The sequence below is a fragment of the Collinsella ihumii genome, from assembly GCF_030385545.1.
GTDB classification, from domain to species: Bacteria; Actinomycetota; Coriobacteriia; order Coriobacteriales; family Coriobacteriaceae; genus Collinsella; species Collinsella ihumii.
Map to the genome: position 1 here is coordinate 77,909 of NZ_JAUEIQ010000003.1, position 16,063 is coordinate 93,971.

At 67.8% G+C, this 16,063-nt stretch carries 11 protein-coding genes; 6 read left to right on the forward strand and 5 right to left on the reverse strand.

Features of this window, described 5'->3' with window-relative positions; all coding sequences use genetic code 11:
* Positions 1–323: 323 nt before the first annotated feature.
* The 4 genes from recR to QVN30_RS04185 all read right to left on the reverse strand — a co-directional run bounded on the left by recR (position 324) and on the right by QVN30_RS04185 (position 4,737).
* Positions 324–920, reverse strand: coding sequence for a recombination mediator RecR (gene recR, locus QVN30_RS04170; protein ID WP_289835572.1), 597 nt, complete (start codon positions 918–920; stop codon positions 324–326).
* Positions 921–988: 68 nt separating this feature from the next.
* Positions 989–1,309 (reverse strand): YbaB/EbfC family nucleoid-associated protein, encoded by a 321-nt coding sequence (locus QVN30_RS04175; protein WP_066828946.1) that lies wholly within the window; start codon positions 1,307–1,309, stop codon positions 989–991.
* A gap of 337 nt (positions 1,310–1,646) precedes the next feature.
* Entirely contained in the window at positions 1,647–4,133 is a 2,487-nt protein-coding gene (gene dnaX, locus QVN30_RS04180; RefSeq protein ID WP_289835573.1) for a DNA polymerase III subunit gamma/tau, read from the reverse strand.
* A 409-nt stretch (positions 4,134–4,542) separates the two neighbouring features.
* Positions 4,543–4,737 carry a hypothetical protein gene (locus QVN30_RS04185; RefSeq protein WP_066828952.1) on the reverse strand — a complete coding sequence of 65 codons (195 nt, stop codon included), beginning with the start codon at positions 4,735–4,737 and terminating at the stop codon, positions 4,543–4,545.
* Between the two features lie 158 nt (positions 4,738–4,895).
* On the opposite strand from QVN30_RS04185, the gene QVN30_RS04190 reads away from it, so the two are divergent.
* From QVN30_RS04190 to pknB, 6 genes are all read left to right on the forward strand, one after another.
* Positions 4,896–6,722, forward strand: coding sequence for a serine/threonine-protein kinase (locus QVN30_RS04190; protein WP_289835574.1), 1,827 nt, complete (start codon positions 4,896–4,898; stop codon positions 6,720–6,722).
* A gap of 6 nt (positions 6,723–6,728) precedes the next feature.
* On the forward strand, positions 6,729–7,703 hold the full coding sequence (locus QVN30_RS04195; RefSeq protein WP_289835575.1) for an FHA domain-containing protein: 975 nt from the start codon (positions 6,729–6,731) through the stop codon (positions 7,701–7,703).
* Between the two features lie 6 nt (positions 7,704–7,709).
* A complete protein-coding gene (locus QVN30_RS04200; protein ID WP_066828962.1) occupies positions 7,710–8,123 on the forward strand; it encodes an FHA domain-containing protein in 414 nt (137 codons plus the stop codon).
* A complete protein-coding gene (locus tag QVN30_RS04205) occupies positions 8,120–9,997 on the forward strand; it encodes a Stp1/IreP family PP2C-type Ser/Thr phosphatase (RefSeq protein WP_289835576.1) in 1,878 nt (625 codons plus the stop codon). Before QVN30_RS04200 ends, QVN30_RS04205 begins: the two co-directional genes overlap by 4 nt.
* Entirely contained in the window at positions 9,997–12,882 is a 2,886-nt protein-coding gene (locus tag QVN30_RS04210) for an FtsW/RodA/SpoVE family cell cycle protein (RefSeq protein ID WP_087200101.1), read from the forward strand. The genes QVN30_RS04205 and QVN30_RS04210 overlap by 1 nt, the downstream gene beginning before the upstream one ends.
* A 66-nt stretch (positions 12,883–12,948) precedes the next feature.
* A complete protein-coding gene (gene pknB / locus QVN30_RS04215) occupies positions 12,949–14,934 on the forward strand; it encodes a Stk1 family PASTA domain-containing Ser/Thr kinase (protein ID WP_289835577.1) in 1,986 nt (661 codons plus the stop codon).
* Between the two features lie 143 nt (positions 14,935–15,077).
* On the opposite strand, the gene murB is transcribed toward pknB, so the two are convergent.
* Positions 15,078–16,037, reverse strand: coding sequence for a UDP-N-acetylmuramate dehydrogenase (gene murB, locus QVN30_RS04220; RefSeq protein ID WP_289835578.1), 960 nt, complete (start codon positions 16,035–16,037; stop codon positions 15,078–15,080).
* Between the last annotated feature and the right edge of the window lie 26 nt (positions 16,038–16,063).

Here is a 16,063-nt window from a genome sequence, read left to right on the forward strand (position 1 = left end):
GCCCCCATTTTTCGCATGGGCGTCCCGTGCGCATGCCGTTCGAGGGCGCCGCGCCGCCGTCCCGAGACGGCGCCGGATGCCGAGTGGAGGCTGCACGGCGAGAAGTTGCCGAAAAATCGACGTTGTAGACGGCTCGATTCGGAACGCGCGGAACAACGCACCTGCGACGGAGCCGTTGCCTGCGGAAACGCCGGCCCTGAAAGTGCCGTTTCATGCGGGTCCGGATTCCATCCATCTACAACGTCGATTATTCAGCAAAACGTGCGCGTCGAGCCTCCACTGGGACCCCGCGCCCGGCGCGGAATGGATTGATCGGTGTTTCCCTAAAGAATGCGACGGGCCTCGATGGCGCGGCCGAGGGTCAGCTCGTCGGCGTACTCGAGGTCGCCGCCCACGGGCAGGCCGCTCGCCAGACGGCTCACGGCGATATCCATCGGCTTGATGATGCGCGCCAGATAGCTCGCCGTCGTCTCGCCCTCGATGTTGGGGTTCGTGGCGATGATGACCTCCTGGATGTCCTCGGACCCCAGGCGCGCGAGCAGCTCGCGGATATGCAGCTGCTCCGGACCGATCTTGTCGATCGGGCTGATCACGCCGCCCAGCACGTGGTACAGCCCTCGGTAGTTGCCCGTCCGCTCGATAGCCGTGACGTCGCGCGGCTCGGAGACCACGCAGATGCGGGTGCGGTCGCGCGATGAATCCTGGCAGATGGCGCACTCGTCATCGGTCGCATAGTTGAAGCAGCGGCTGCAGAAATGAACCTGCGCCTTGACGGCAAGAATCGCGTCGGCAAGCCGGCGCGCCTCCTCGGCGTCGGCCTCCAGAAGGTAATAGGCGATGCGCTGGGCAGACTTAGGACCGATGCCCGGAAGCCTTCCCAGCTCATCAAGAAGTATCTGCAAACTGCGATCAGCGCTCATGACCCACCCGATAGTCAACTCATAAAAGCACGACGGAAACCCGAGTCCGCCTGCCCCGCATGCGATGCCTAGAACGGCATGCCCGGGATGTTGAGGCCACCGGTGATGGCGCCCATCTGCTTGTTGGCGAGCTCCGTCACCTGACGGATGCCCTCGTTGACGGCCGCGACGATCATGTCCTGCAGCATCTCGACGTCCTCGGGATCGACCGCGTCGGGATCGATGGTGATGGACTCGAGCTGCATGCCGCCGTTCACCTTGACCTTGACCATACCGCCGCCCGCGCTGGCGTCGACGGTGGTCTGGGCGAGATTCTCCTGCGCGACGGCGAGCTGCTCCTGCATCTTGCGCGCCTGCTTCATCATCTGCTGCATGTTCATTCCGGCCATGTGAGCTCCTATCCTTACGTTATTGCGTGAGCGGCCCGATTGCCTCACGGCATCGTACCATGGCACGCGGTGCATGACAGCAAGACAGGGCAATCTTGGAGCTGAGGCAAAGGTATAAGCGTTGGCGGGTGGAGCGGAAAATGGGGAAGGGGCTAGCGGCCACTAGCCCCTCAACCAAAAAACTGCGCCGCCCGTAACCAGACTACGGGCTTTGCCGTTGAACGAAGCATACCCCATACGATCGCGGCCATGCCCCTTTTCTACAAGAAAATAAAGACCCCGCTCTCGTCTCACCATACGTCGCGACAATTGCCCCGTCTTGCCGTCGCGCGCCGCGTCACTTGTAGACGACGTTGCCGAAGATGCTGTTGAGCATGGCCTTGGCCTCTTCCTCCGACTGCGGGGTCTGGGCCTCCTCGGCACCTGCGGCGGGGGTGTTGGCACCCGTCCAGGGCAGGGCGCCGGCAGGCGATGCCGGCGCAGGGGCGGCAGTGGCAGCCGGAGTGGCCGGCGTGGGCGCCGATGGCGCGGCCGGAGCCGCCGCGGACACGGGCGGCATGTCGGCGGGCACGTCGAACGGCGGCACTTCTTCATCGTCATACGCCGCGATCATAGCGTCGTCGTAGGGCACCTGCTCCTCTTCCCACGCGCGACGGTCGGCGTCGATATCCGGCTCGCGCACAATGGTGGGTCCGCTGACCTGATCGGGCTGCGGGGCGGGCGCCTCGGGCTGCGCGGCCTGGGGCCGTGGCGCGGCGGGGGCGGGCGAGGTGACGGGCGCGGCCTGGCGGGCCGCCGGCGTCTCCGATACGGGCGCGGGACCGCCCTGCGGCTGCGGCTGCGGCTGCGAGGGGGATGCAACCTCGCGAGACTTTTCCTGGTGCGCAGCGGGTTGCGCCGCCGCGGGCTGCGCGGCGGGCTGCGCCGAGGCGCCCTCCATGACGTAGTCGACGGAACGTGCCCCGAAGACCTGCTGAACGATGGGCATGATCAAATCGTGCGAGTCGGCGCGGCCGAGCATCTTGATGGCAAAGCCCGACCCCTTGGGGAACCCGACGACCAAACGCGAACCGTCATCGGATTGGGCGCGCGCAGACTGAAGCAGCGCGCCGCGCGACGCCTGCGCCGCCGTGACGCGTTTGACGACCTCGCTCCACTTGCGCTGCAGATCCCCCGGATCGCCCGCAGCGACCGCGGGCGCGCTGGCGGAAACCGTCGGCTCACTGGGAGCGGCTTTGTCCGCCACCTCGCGCGTCGCGGGTGCGACGGCAGACGGCTTCTGGCCAGACGACGGCACCTGAGCCCGAGCGGCGGTCACCGCAGGCTCAGGACGCGAAGCCTCGGGCGCGTCGTGGGCGGGAACCTCGTGCGCTGGGCGGGAAGCCGCCGGTGCGGGGGCGGGTGTCGATTGAGCCTGCGTCTCGCGAGCAGGAGCTGGCGGCTCCGCCTGGGCACGCGGCGACGGAGCGTTCCAGGGCACGTCGCCCGACGTCGACGGGGCGGCGGCACCGGACGCTGCCTTGGGTCGCGGTGCCCGCGGGGCCCCCGCCCCGGCAGGCGCCGTCTGCTCCCGCTCCGCCGCGCGACGCGGCGCCGCCGATCCCGTCAGCGCCGCCACGCCCGCCGCCCCAACGGGCGCGCTCGGCACGCCGGCCGCAAGCTGGGCCTCGATGCGGTCGAGACGCTCCGCCAGCGCCTCGAGCGTCAGATCCGATTCGGGCCGCGCCAACCTGGTGCACGCGATCTCGAGCACCAGTCTCGCATCGGACGCGTTGCGCATCTCGATAGCCGCGTCGTCCAGCACGGTCAGCACGCGCGCCAGGCGGTCGGCACTCTCAAAGAGGGAAGCCTCCTCCACCAGCGCGGCAACCTCGTCGGGCGTGCCGTCGAACAGCTCGGATCTGCCCCCGGCAACGCGCGCGGTATACACGTCGCGCATGTGCGCCACGGCGTCGCGGGTGAATTCGAGCAGGTCGTTGCCCTCGTCAACCTGGGCGCGAATCATGCCGAACAGCCCCACGACGTCACGGGCGGCGATACCGCGCGCGAACTGAGCGAGCACCGTGCCCGACACCTCGCCGAGCAGCGCGCGGGCATCGGCCACGCGCACCGCGCCGTCGCCGAACACCGAGAGCTGCTCGAGCGTCGACAGGGCGTCGCGCATGCCGCCGCGCGCGTGGCGCGCCACGATCTCGAGCGCCTCGTCGTCGGCGTCGAAGCCCTCCTGCTCGCAGATGTAGCGCAGGCGCCCGACGATATCCTCGTTCGAGATGCGGTGGAAATCGAAGCGCTGGCAGCGCGACAGGATGGTTTCGAGAATCTTTTGCGGATCGGTCGTGCACAGGATGAAGACGACGTGGCTCGGGGGCTCCTCAAGCGTCTTGAGCAGCGCGTTGAACGCCGCCGCCGTGAGCATGTGGACCTCGTCGATGATGTAGACCTTGTACGCTCCGCGCACGGGCGCGAAGTTCACCGAGCTGATGATCTCCTCGCGCACGCTGTCCACGCCGGTGCGGGACGCCGCGTCGAGCTCGTAGACGTCCGGATGGGTGCCCTCCGCGATCGCCTCGCATTCAGGGCACGTCCCGTCGGGCATGCACCCGCTCGCGCCCTCCGCGCGCGCCGCGTCCGCATGCTGGCACAGCAGCGCCTTGGCCAAGATGCGCGCCATGGTCGTCTTGCCCGTGCCGCGCGGCCCGCAGAACAGGTAGGCGTGCGACAGGCGCCCCTCGGTCACCGCGTGCTTCAGCGTGGACACGATATGCTGCTGCCCCACGACGCTTTCAAAGGTCAGCGGACGGTATTTTCTATAGAGCGACTCCATGGAACCTCTCTTTTCACGCGAAACGGTTGCACCCTATCATACCCGCTGGCGCGGACCGCCCGCCATCGCGCCGCCACGAATGCCCGACAATCGGTCCGCACCGACCGAATGGCCGCAAACCGTATATTTCCATCACGAAACTGCTTAAAAATCCGTTTTGGGAAATACCTACAGTAACAGTAGGCTGAGTTTGGTGCGATTTTTGAGGCACATCTCCCCACCATCGCTACACCCCTCAGCATTTTCGCAGGAAACAACTGGGCAAATGCCGAGGGGTGCGGCGCATGTGGGCAAAGGGTACCGAAAAATCGCACCAAACTCGATATACACGTTTTTTGGGTGCTCGGGGACGGGTTGATTGGGGACGGGTTCATTTCAACCCATCGAGCTGCAACGCCGAAAAGACGACCTATAGCCCGCGCTCCTCAAGACGGCGCACGACGTCCTTGAGCGTGACGCGCGTCGCGAACAGCTGGCGATAGGTTGCGGTCTTCACCTTGTTCGCGCCCCGCAGCTCCTCCATTCGAGCCGACACGTCGGCGAGCTCGGAGCGGACATCGGCGGCAAAGGCGTCGTAGGCGTCCAGGCGCTCCGCATCGTTCATGGCAGGCCTCCCTCGGTATCGTGGCTTGCGATCTTTGTTTCCAACACAGCATCATTCCACAAGGCGCCCGGTGCGGAATGAATTAATCAGTGTTTCCCGAGGGGGCGTGGTACCATCTCCCCACAGGCACTAATCGCACCATAAACGCAGGACCGCACATGCCGCTTTTTCCTACACCGCGCGCAGCGCAACCGAACAGCATACCTGAGCCCGGAGCCACGGGCACCGGGCTTTTGCGCCGCTACCGTCCGCTCAGGACACGCGCGACCGGCGGCTTCGGCAGCGTGGAGATTTGCCTCGACACCCGCCTGCAGCGTCGCGTCGCCATCAAGCGCATCCCGCTGACCTCGCAAGGCGTCCGTACGGCATCCGACAACGTCGCCGCCGCCCTCATGGAAGCGCGCACCGCGAGCATGCTGCCGCACCCCAACATCGTCTCGGTGATCGACTTCACGTACGACTCGGCATACGCCTACCTGGTCATGGAGTACGTCGACGGCATGAGCCTCGAGGAGTTCCTCGCCCAGGTCGACGGGCATTCCCTGACCTATGACGAGGCGGCCAACGTCGCCGACGCGCTGGTCCAGGCGCTCAGCTATGCCCACGAGAACCGCGTGCTCCATCTGGACATCAAGCCCGCCAACGTGCTAATCGACCGCAACGGCAACGTCAAGCTCGCCGATTTCGGCATGGCGACGCTCGCCACCGCCGCGGGGTTCGGCGGCGCGCGCGGCGGCACCATCGGCTACATGTCGCCCGAGCAGCTGCGCGGAGACGCCGTCGACGAGCGCACCGACATCTTCGCGCTCGCATCCGTGCTCTTCGAGGCCCTCTGCGGCTACGCACCGTTTCGCGCCCAGACGCCCGCCGAATCGGAGGAGCTGATCGACCAGGGCGTCACCCGTCCGAGCGAGCTTTTGCCCGACATTCCGCCCGCGTCGGAGGAGGCGCTGATGAGCGCCCTCTCCCCGGCGCCCCAGATGCGCATGGACAGCGTGGAGGAGTTCGGCGACCGCTTCTGCCGCGGGCTGGGGCACGCGCGCGACGGGCGGCGCAGCTTCGCCACCCTCATCGCGCGGTTGACCTCCGACGAGCAGGATCCCGACGCCGAGGCCGACGAGCGCCCCGAGCGCACCTGGGAGCTCGATCCCAAGGAGGGCTACCTCGGAAGCCAGACCGCCCATGCGCGGCGCATCGCCGCGGGCGTGGTCGCCGGCGCGTCGGTGGCCGTCGTCAGCTGGAGCCTGCTTGGCACCGTGGGCCTGGTGGAGACGCTGCCGCGCCTGGCCTCGGCCGCGGCCATCGGCGTCGCGGCGGGCATCGCCCCGCAGCTGGGCTCGGCCCTCGTGTTCGCCGGGTTCGTGGCGGCCGTCCTCGCCGGCACCCCGCTCGTGCCCGCCCTGCCCGTCGTCGCCATCGCCTGCGCGCTGGCCTGCGGCTGGTGGCTCGTATGGGGACGCGAGAACCCCGGGCCGTCGGCGGCGCTCGTCTGCGGCGGGGCGCTCGTCTGCGCCACGGGAGATCCCCTGCTCGCCTGCCCTATCGCCATCGCTGCCTGTGGGTGCATGGCGTCAGGCGCCGCCGCGGCGTCGTCGGCGGCGCTCGGCATGGTGCTCGGCGCGCTCGTCGCCGCCCTTGGACAGGCCGGCGCGCTCGATATCGCGCAGGCGGCGAGCGCATGCGCGAATCCCCTGCTCATCGCCTCGACCGCGCTTGCGGCAGCCGGCTCTGCCATCATGGCGGCGCTCATGGGCCGCGCATGGTCACGCTACGACGAGGACGGCAGGAACGCCGGCTACATCGCCGCATACGCCGTGCCCGCAGCTGTGTCGATTCTGCTGCTTTGTCTTGCAAACCGTATGGAAATTGGCGGCGCGACCGCGCTGGGCGCGGCAACCCTTGTGGGCGGCGGCGTCCTTTCCACTATAATCGCTTGCATCTATGTCTATCTATTCGGTTACCGCAAAGAACCGACCGGAGTGTGATTGTTCGTGAACTTCCTGAGCACCTTCGAGGACCATGTCGCCGGCATCTTCGGTGCCGCCCGCGCGCCGTTCTCCTTCAAGAAGCTCGCCCGCCAGGCGGCTCATGAGATGGAAGATCAGACGCTTGTGATCAACGGCGTCAACACGGCGCCCGCTCTTTATACCATCCTGATCGCCAACGAGGACGACCCCCTCATGGCCCCCTATTATCCGCAGCTCACCCGCGAGGTCAGCGACTTCGTCAAGGCGAGCGCCGAGAAAAAGGGCTATGCGTTCGTGGGCGAGCCGCTGGTCCGCTTCATGATCGACCCGTCGCTCAAAAGCGGCCGCTTCTCGGTGTTCGCCGAGAACGTCGACGCCCCCACCCTCGGCCGCCTCTATGAGGAGGAGCGCGCCTACCAGAAGGGCCTGTCGGGCCAGATGAACATCGTGAACCCGCGTCCGGCGCCCGCCCGCGAGTCGGCGCCGAGGCCGGCGGCCGTGCGCCCCGCGCAGGCGCCCTCGCCCGCCGGCATTCAGGACGTGGCGCCCGACCCGTTCGCCCCGAGCGTCCCCGATCCGGCTGCCGCCCCCATCCCCGTTCCCGCCACCATCTCGCGCGAGACCATGGCGAGCATGAACGCCGCCGCGGGCGGCGCGGCTGCGGTCGCGGCCTCCGGCATGGCGGGCGCCCGCGCGTCCCGTCCGCAGCCGGCGGCCCCCTTGGCCGAGCTCGTCGACGTGGTCACCGGCGAGGTCCTGCCCATCACCCGCCGCAGCTGCACCGTCGGCCGCGAGCGCGCCGCAGCCGACGTGGTCCTGCGCGACCCCAACGTGAGCCGCCGCCACGCCGAGCTGCTCTACACCGGATCCGACTGGTCCATCGAGGACCTCAACTCCACCAACGGTACCCTGGTCAACAACCGCCGCATCACCCGCTGCCCGCTGCGCAACGGCGACCTTTTGACCTTCGGCCTGACTACGTTCGAGTTCAGGGGCTGATGCACCATGATCGACATCATCCTGTTCGCAGGACGCATCGTTCTCGTCCTTCTTCTGTATATCTTCCTGTTCGCCGTCATGAAGACCGGCGTGGGCCTGGTGCGCGGCCAGCGCCGCGACTCCGCCATCTGGACCATCGACGTCGACAAGGGCCCGCGCGGCATCCGCGGCATCCACGTGGACATGCTGGGCCCCGTCATCGTCGGCCGCTCCCCCAGCTCGGATATCTGCATTAACGAGCCCTTCGTCTCCGCCTCCCATGCGCGCTTCTCGCTGCAGGGGCCGGCGCTGGTGATCGAGGACCTGAACTCCCTGAACGGCACGCTCGTGAACGGGCGCCCGCTCGCCGAGCCCGCCACGCTGCGCGAAGGCGACGAAGTGCAGATCGGTGACGTCGTCATGAAAGTGAACCGTCGATGACCGACGAGAAGCGCACCTTCTCACATACGCCCGACACCCCCTACAGCTCGGACGAGCCCTCCATATCGGCACTCGAACCCCAGCCCGTCATGGACCTGGAGGCCGTCGAGGCGCCACTCGAGGTCGTGGAGCCCGCCGCATCCGCGCATGACGGGGATGCCGGCGCCCCCGCCGCGCATTTTGCCGAGCCCGCCCACTTCGCCGAGCCCGTGGCCGACGCGGCCGCGGACGCGTTCGAGCTGAGCGGGGCGCAGGCGGCCGACGAGGCCCCCGCGCATATCGGGGCGGCCCACTTCGCCGACGACGCCCCCGCCTCCAACGAGGTCGCTCCCGCCGCGGCGGACCCGCTGTTTAGCGACCTCACCGACCACGGGCCCGACATCGCACGCGAGGGCGCCGCGATCGAGGGCGCGGGCGACTACCTGGGCGATCAGGACACCGGGGAGCTTCCTCCTATCGACGCGATCGAGGCCGCCGTCGCCGCGGCCGAGCAGCGCTCGCCGGAGGACACCGCCGAGATCGACGTCGACGCGATCGAGGCGAAACTCAAGGACCCGGGCACCACGCAGAGCTTCACGCCCCTTCCCGAGGAGCGCATCGCCACCGATTCCACCTACGACGCGGGCACGACCATGTCGCTCATGTGGGGCGCCCGCTCCGACGTGGGCTGCGTGCGCTCCCATAACGAGGATTCCTATCTCGTGGCCTCGCCGCTGTTCGCCGTATGCGACGGCATGGGCGGCCACGCGGCCGGCGAGGTAGCGAGCTCGCTAGCCGTCGAGACCATCGCCAACACCGCGCCCAAGACCGCCGACGCCGCACAGCTCGCCGCCGCCGTCGAGGCCGCCAACGCGGCCATCATCCAGGCCGCTGCGAGCGGCATCGGCCGGCCCGGCATGGGCTGCACCGCCACGGTCGCTTACATCGAGGGGAACACGATCGCCATCGCGCACGTGGGCGACTCGCGCGCCTACCTTGTGCACGACGGCGTGCTCACGCGCATCACACGCGACCACTCCTATGTCGAGGAGCTCGTCGACGCCGGCGAGATCACCGCCGACGAGGCGCGCATCCATCCCAACCGCTCGGTCATCACCCGGGCGCTCGGCTCGGATCCGGCCATGTACGCCGACCACTTCCAGCTCAACATCGACGAGGGCGACCGCCTGATCCTGTGCTCCGACGGCCTGTCGAGTATGATCCCCGACAGCGAGATCGAAAACATCGCCGCCAAGTCCTCGACCGCGCAGATGTGCACCGACAACCTCGTCGACGCCGCGCTCGCCGCGGGCGGCGCGGACAACGTCTCGGTCGTCGTGGTCGACGTGGTGGACGACGGGCGCCTGAAGCAGGTCATCCGCACCCACCGCCGCAACGTGTTCATCGCCGTCGGCCTGCTCGTCACGGCGCTCGTGCTGTGCGCGGCCATCATGTTCTTCTCGATCTCCAATGCCATCTACCTCGGCGTCGACGGGGAGTACGTGGCGCTGTACCGCGGCATTCCCGCAAGCGTGCTGGGCATCGAGCTCAACCGCGTCGAGGAGAACACGACCATCAAGCTTTCCGACCTGCCTGAGGACACGCAGAACCGCCTGCGCGAGGGCATCTCCCAGCAGAGCCTCGACGAGGCGTGGGACACCCTGTCCGACTACCGTCGCCAGATCGAGGAGCAGCAGGTCCAGCAGCAGCAGAACGCCGAGGCCATCCGCGAGAGCGCGCAGGCCGCCGAAGCGGCGCAGGCGCAGCAGGACCAAACCGACGAGGCGGGCAAGGTACCGCAGCAAGACCAGCAGCAGCCCCAAGACGGCGGGCAGCTCGCTCCCCCCGCTGACGCCTTGACCCCCGCCACCGAGAACCCAGAAGGAGGCGCATGATGGGCAGTCGCCGCAACACCGAGCTCTTCCTGCTCGTCGCTGCCGCATTCCCCGTGATCATGCTGTACGCGCTGTACGTGGTCACAACGGGCACCCAGCTCAGCTTCGAGACGCTTGCCGTACCGCTCGGCCTGTTCGCCGCCTTCGCGGCGGCGCATATCGCAACGCGCTTCCTGGCGCCGGGCGCCGACCCCGCCATCCTGCCGGTGGTCTTCGTGCTGTCGGGCATCGGCATCACGTTCGTCACGCGCCTGGCACCCGATCTGGCCATGAACCAGCTCATGATCCTGTTCGGCGCCATCGCGCTCATGGTGGTCACCCTGGCCGTGGTGCGCAACCTCGACATGGTCAAGCGCTACAAGTACACCTTCGGCATCATCGGCATCCTGCTGCTGATCCTGCCCATGTTCGTGGGCACCGAGGTCTACGGCTCCAAGCTGTGGGTCGACGTCCCCGGCATCGGCCGCTTCCAGCCCGGCGAGTTCGCCAAGATCTTCCTCGTGCTGTTCCTGGCGGGCTACCTGTCCGAGAACCGCGAGCTGCTCTCGATCTCCAACCACAGCTTTCTGGGCCTCAAGATCCCGCGCTTCCGCCTGCTGCTGCCGCTGTTCGTGGTCTGGGGCATCTGCCTGGCCATCGTCGCCTTCGAGACCGACCTGGGCAGCGCGCTTCTGTTCTACACCGTCTTCCTCATGATGCTGTACGTGGCCACCGGCCGTGTGTCGTACGTGATCATCGGCCTGCTGCTGCTCGCCGTGGGCGCGTTCGGCGCCTATCACGTGATGGCGCACGTCCAGACCCGTTTCCAGATCTGGATCGACCCGTTCGCCGACGCGCAGGGCGGCGGCTACCAGCTCGTGCAGTCGCTCTACTCGCTGGCCGACGGCGGTCTGACGGGCGTCGGCATCGGCCGCGGCATGGCCACGATCATCCCCGTCGTGGAGTCCGACTTCATCTTCTCCGCCATCGGCGAGGAGATGGGTCTGCTCGGAGGCTCCGCGGTCCTGCTGCTGTTCATGCTGTTCGCCGTGCGCGGCCTCACGGTCGCCGCGCGCGCGAAGTCCGATCTGGCTGCCTTCATCGCAAGCGGCCTGACCGCCTCCATCTCGTTCCAGGCGTTCCTCATCGTGGGCGGCGTCACCCGCCTGGTGCCGCTGACCGGCGTGACCCTGCCCTTCATGAGCCAGGGCGGCTCCTCGCTGCTCGCGAGCTTCATCATCGTCGCCATCCTCATGCGCGCCGGTGACGAGGCGACGGGCAGAAACGTCGAGCTCGCCGGCTCCGGCACGGGCGAGGGCGCCACCCCGGCCGCCGGCGCCGTCGGCGCGAGCCGTATCGGCACCCGCATCTTCGGCAGCACCGCGAACACCGCCGCGCCCGCCCATGCGCACCCCGGCTCCCGCGTGCGCCGCCGCGTGCTCGACACGCCCGAGTCCGGCGTGCTCGGCCGCGTCGCTCTCGCCAAGCGCCTGACCCGCGAGGTCGTGCTGTTCACGGGCCTGTTCGCCATCCTGATCGGCAACCTCACCTACATCCAGGTCTTCAAGGCCAAGGAATACCAGGACATGCCCGGCAACAACCACACCATCGCCAAGGGCGCCTACATCAAGCGCGGCTCGATCATCACGTCCGACGGCGTGACGCTCGCCGAGTCCCTGCAGCAGGAGGACGGCACCTACGCGCGCTCCTACCCCAACGGCAACATGGCCGCGCACACCGTGGGCTACTACTCCGACCAGTACGGCCTGACGGGCATCGAGGCCTCCCAGAACGAGACGCTCACCGGCTCGCAGGATTACTCGACATGGCAAAACGCCATCAACTCCCTCGCCGGCATCTCCCAGCCCGGCAACTCGGTGCAGCTGACCATCAACTCGCGTATCCAGGCAGCCGCCGAGCTCGCGCTGGACGGCAAGACGGGCGCTATCGTGGTGCTCGACCCGCGCACCGGCGCCGTGCTCGCCAAGGCGAGCGCCCCCACCTACGACAACGCCAACGTCGCCTCCATCCTCTCGGGCGAGACCGGCGACGACTCGTCCATGTTCGACCGCACCACCCAGGCGCTCTACACGCCCGGCTCCACCTTCAAGGTCATCACGCTGGCCGCCGCCCTCGACTCGGGCACCGCGACTTTGGACGACTACTACAACGCGCCGGCGACCATGCAGATCGGCAACGCCGACGTGGTCAACAACGGCAACTACGACCTGGGCACCATCAGCCTGGAGCGCGCGTTCGCCTACTCGTCCAACGTGGTCTTCGGCCAGGTCGCCAACGAGGTCGGCGCCGACCGCCTCGTGCAGTACGCGCGGGCCTTCGGCTACGGCCAGTCGCTCGGCCAGGACTTCTCCACGGCCGAATCCATCATGCCCGACCCCTCTCAGATGACCGAATGGGAGCTCGCATGGGCGGGCGCCGGCCAGCCGGTCGGCCAGGGCCACACCCCCGGCCCGCAGTCCACGGTCATGGAGAACGCCGTCATGGTCGCCGCCATCGCCAACAACGGCCTGGCCATGAACCCCTACGTGGTCGCGCAGACCCTGTCGCCCACGGGCACCGTGGTCAAGACCACGCAGCCCCGTTCGCTGGGCCAGGCCATCAGCGCCGAGACCGCCGCGCAGGTGAAGGAGGCAATGCTCGAGGTCGTCGACGAGGGCAGCGGCTCTGCCGCCGCGATCGCCGGCGTCCAGGTCGCGGGCAAGACCGGCACGGCCGAGGCGACCTCAGATCTGGTCAACACCGCGTTCGTGGGCTTCGCGCCCTACGACACGCCGACGGTTGCGATTTCGGTCATGATCGAGAACTACGACGGCGACACGAGCGAGTCCGCAGCCGCCATCGCAGGCCAGGTGCTTGCGGTCGCGCTCGCCGCCCAGGGCGCATAGCGATGCGCCATGTCAGATGTGGAATGCAGCAAACTTTGATGCTTGATGTGTGTGAGGAGTAAAGAGATGGCGCAGCAACAGAACCTGCTCGGAGGCAGATACCTCCTCAAGGACAAGGTGGGTGCCGGCGGCATGGCATCGGTCTACCGTGCGGTGGACCAGGTGCTCGACCGCACGGTGGCCGTCAAGATCATGCTGCCGCAGTACGCCAGCGACGCCACGTTCGCGGCGCGCTTCAAGCAGGAGGCGCAGGCGGCAGCGGGCCTTTCGAGCCCCTATATCGTGGGTGTCTACGACTGGGGCAAAGACGGGGACACCTATTACATCGTGATGGAGTACCTGCGCGGCACCGACCTCAAAAGCGGCATCCGCAGCCACGGCGCGCTCGATCCCAAGAAGGTCGCGCAGATCGGGAGCCAGATCTGCGGCGCGCTTTCCGTCGCCCACAAGCACGAGATCATCCACCGCGACATCAAGCCGCAAAACATCATGGTGCTGCCCGACGGCAACATCAAGGTGATGGACTTCGGCATCGCGCGCGCCAAGAACAGCCACCTCACGCAGGACAACAACGTGCTGGGCACCGCGCACTACGTCTCCCCCGAGCAGACGCGCGGCCAGGAGCTCGGCCCGACATCCGACATCTATTCGCTCGGCGTGGTCATGTACGAATGCGCCACGGGCAAGGTCCCCTTCGACGGCGACGACGCCATCTCCGTCGCCCTGAAGCAGGTCAACGAGTTGCCCGTTCCGCCTTCGCAGGTCAACCCCAACGTCGACGGCGACCTTGAGCGCATCATCCTGCGCTGCATGGAGAAGGATCCCGCCAACCGTTTCCAGACCGCCGACGAGCTGCGCCGCGTGCTCAACAGCTACCTCGCCGGCCGCACGGTCGACGTGCCCGAGCCGACCCGCGTCATCGGCGCCGCCGGCGCCGGTGCCACCACGACCCGCGTGATGTCCGATTCGACGCAGGCCATGGCGCGCCCGGTCAACACCACGTCGCGCCCGGTGGGCGGCGCCGCCGCGGTCAACACGCAGGCGCGCCAGTTCGATACGAGCTCCTACAACACCAAGCCCGAGGGCTCGGGCAAGGGCAAGATCGTCGCCGCGGTCGTGGCCGTCGTCGCCGTGGTCGCCATCGCCATCTTCGCCGTCTCGGGCCTGTTCGCCCCGGCGGAGCAGGTCATTATCCCCGCGGTCGTGGGCATGGAGCAGGAGGTCGCCGAGGCGACGATCCGCCAGAACGGCTTCGAGGTGGGCGACGTGACGCCCGGCGCGAGCGACGAGTATCCCGAGGGCACCGTCATCGAGCAGCACCCCACCGCCGACGGCGTGCAGACGGCCGCCAAGGGCTCCGAGATCGACATCGTGGTCTCGAGCGGCCCCGAAGAGGCGGCGACCACCAAGGTGCCCGACCTGTCTCAGGCCGAGAACGAGGAAGATGCGCGCAACATGCTCATCGCCGCAGGCCTTGAGGCCGGCAGCGTCACCCAAGAGGGCAGCGACACCGTGGAAGAGGGCAAGATCATCAGCCAGAGCCCCGATGCCAACGAAGAGGTGGAGGAGGGCTCCAAGGTCGACTTCGTGATCTCACTCGGCCCCGACACCACGCCGGTTCCCGACCTGACGGGCATGACCGAAAGCCAGGCTCGCAATGCGCTGACCGACGCCGGCTTCGGCATGAGCCGCGACGAGGCGTACAGCGATACCGTTGACGAAGGCTATGTGGTCAGCTGGAACCCCAGCGGCAGCCAAGAGTCCGGCACCGAGATCACCGTCGTCATCTCGCTGGGACCCGAGGAGTCTGAGCCCGAAACGCCCACGACGCCCAATACACCCGACTCGCCAGAGACTCCGAGCACGGGCGAGGGCTCCAGCGACATCGACCTCACGGGCATGACCAAGGCGGAAGCGGAGCGGGCCATCGGCGCCGCCGGGCTCACGGCAAGCTTCTCCTATGCCGACGGCACGCAGGTGGGCGTCGATCCCGACCACGTGATCAGCTGGACGGTCAGCGGCAGCACGGTATCCGTGGTCGTCGCTTGGTAATCAAAGGCGCCGAGGCGAATCGCATCGCCTCGGCGCCTTTTCTTTATGAATGTGAAATTCCAGGGACTGTCCCTAAAATTTCATCTGCATGAAATTTTAGGGACAGTCCCTGGAATTTCACCGACCCCCTCGAGGCAGGCAAACTAGAACTCGCCGACGCGCTTGACCTCGGGCTCGAGCTCCACGTTGAATTGGCGTTTGACCTCTTCTTGGATATATTCGATCAGGCCGCACACGTCGGACGCGGTGGCGTGGTCGACGTTGACCACAAAGCCGCAGTGCTTCGACGACACCTCGGCACCGCCCACGCGCGCCCCCGCCAGACCGGCATCCATGATGAGCTTGCCGGCAAAATGCCCCACGGGACGCTTGAACGTCGAGCCGGCGCTCGGCATCTCCAGCGGCTGCTTCTCCTCGCGACGCTTCTGGTAGCCGTCCATGTCGGCGCGGATCATGCGCTCGTTGCCCGGGGCGAGCGCGAACGTCGCGGACAGCACCACGAGCCCCTCGTCGTGGATGCGGCTCTTGCGATACCCCATGGCGAGATCGGCCACCGGATAGGTGCGCACCATGCCGCGGCCATGGGTACCGTCGGCCAGCTGCGGTCCGGGCTCGTACACCTCGACCGACTCCAGGACGTCGGCGGTGCAGGCGTCGTAGGCGCCCGCGTTCATATGGCAGGCGCCGCCCACGGTCGCCGGGATGCCCCAGAGCGGCTCCAAGCCGGACAGCTCGGCGTCCGCGGCAGCAAGCGCCACATCGCGCAGGAGGGCGCCCGCCTCGGCGCGGACACGGGTGCCCTCGGCCGAGATGGCCGCGTAGTTCTCGCGCAGCAGCACGACGGCACCGCGGATGCCCCGGTCGCCCACGAGCAGGTCGGACCCGTTGCCCACCACGGTGACCGGCACGCCCGCCAGCGCGCACGTGTCGAGCGCGCGCACGACGGCCTCGCGCGACGCGGGCGTCAGCAGCACGTCGGCGGGACCGCCGATCTTGAAGGTGGTGTGCGCGCTCATGGGCTCGAACAGCACCACGTTGTCCTCGCCCACGGCCTCGCCGAGAACGCACAGGACCTCGTCGGTGATACGATCGTATTCATGCATAGTGAACCGCCTTGCTCTTGGTTTTG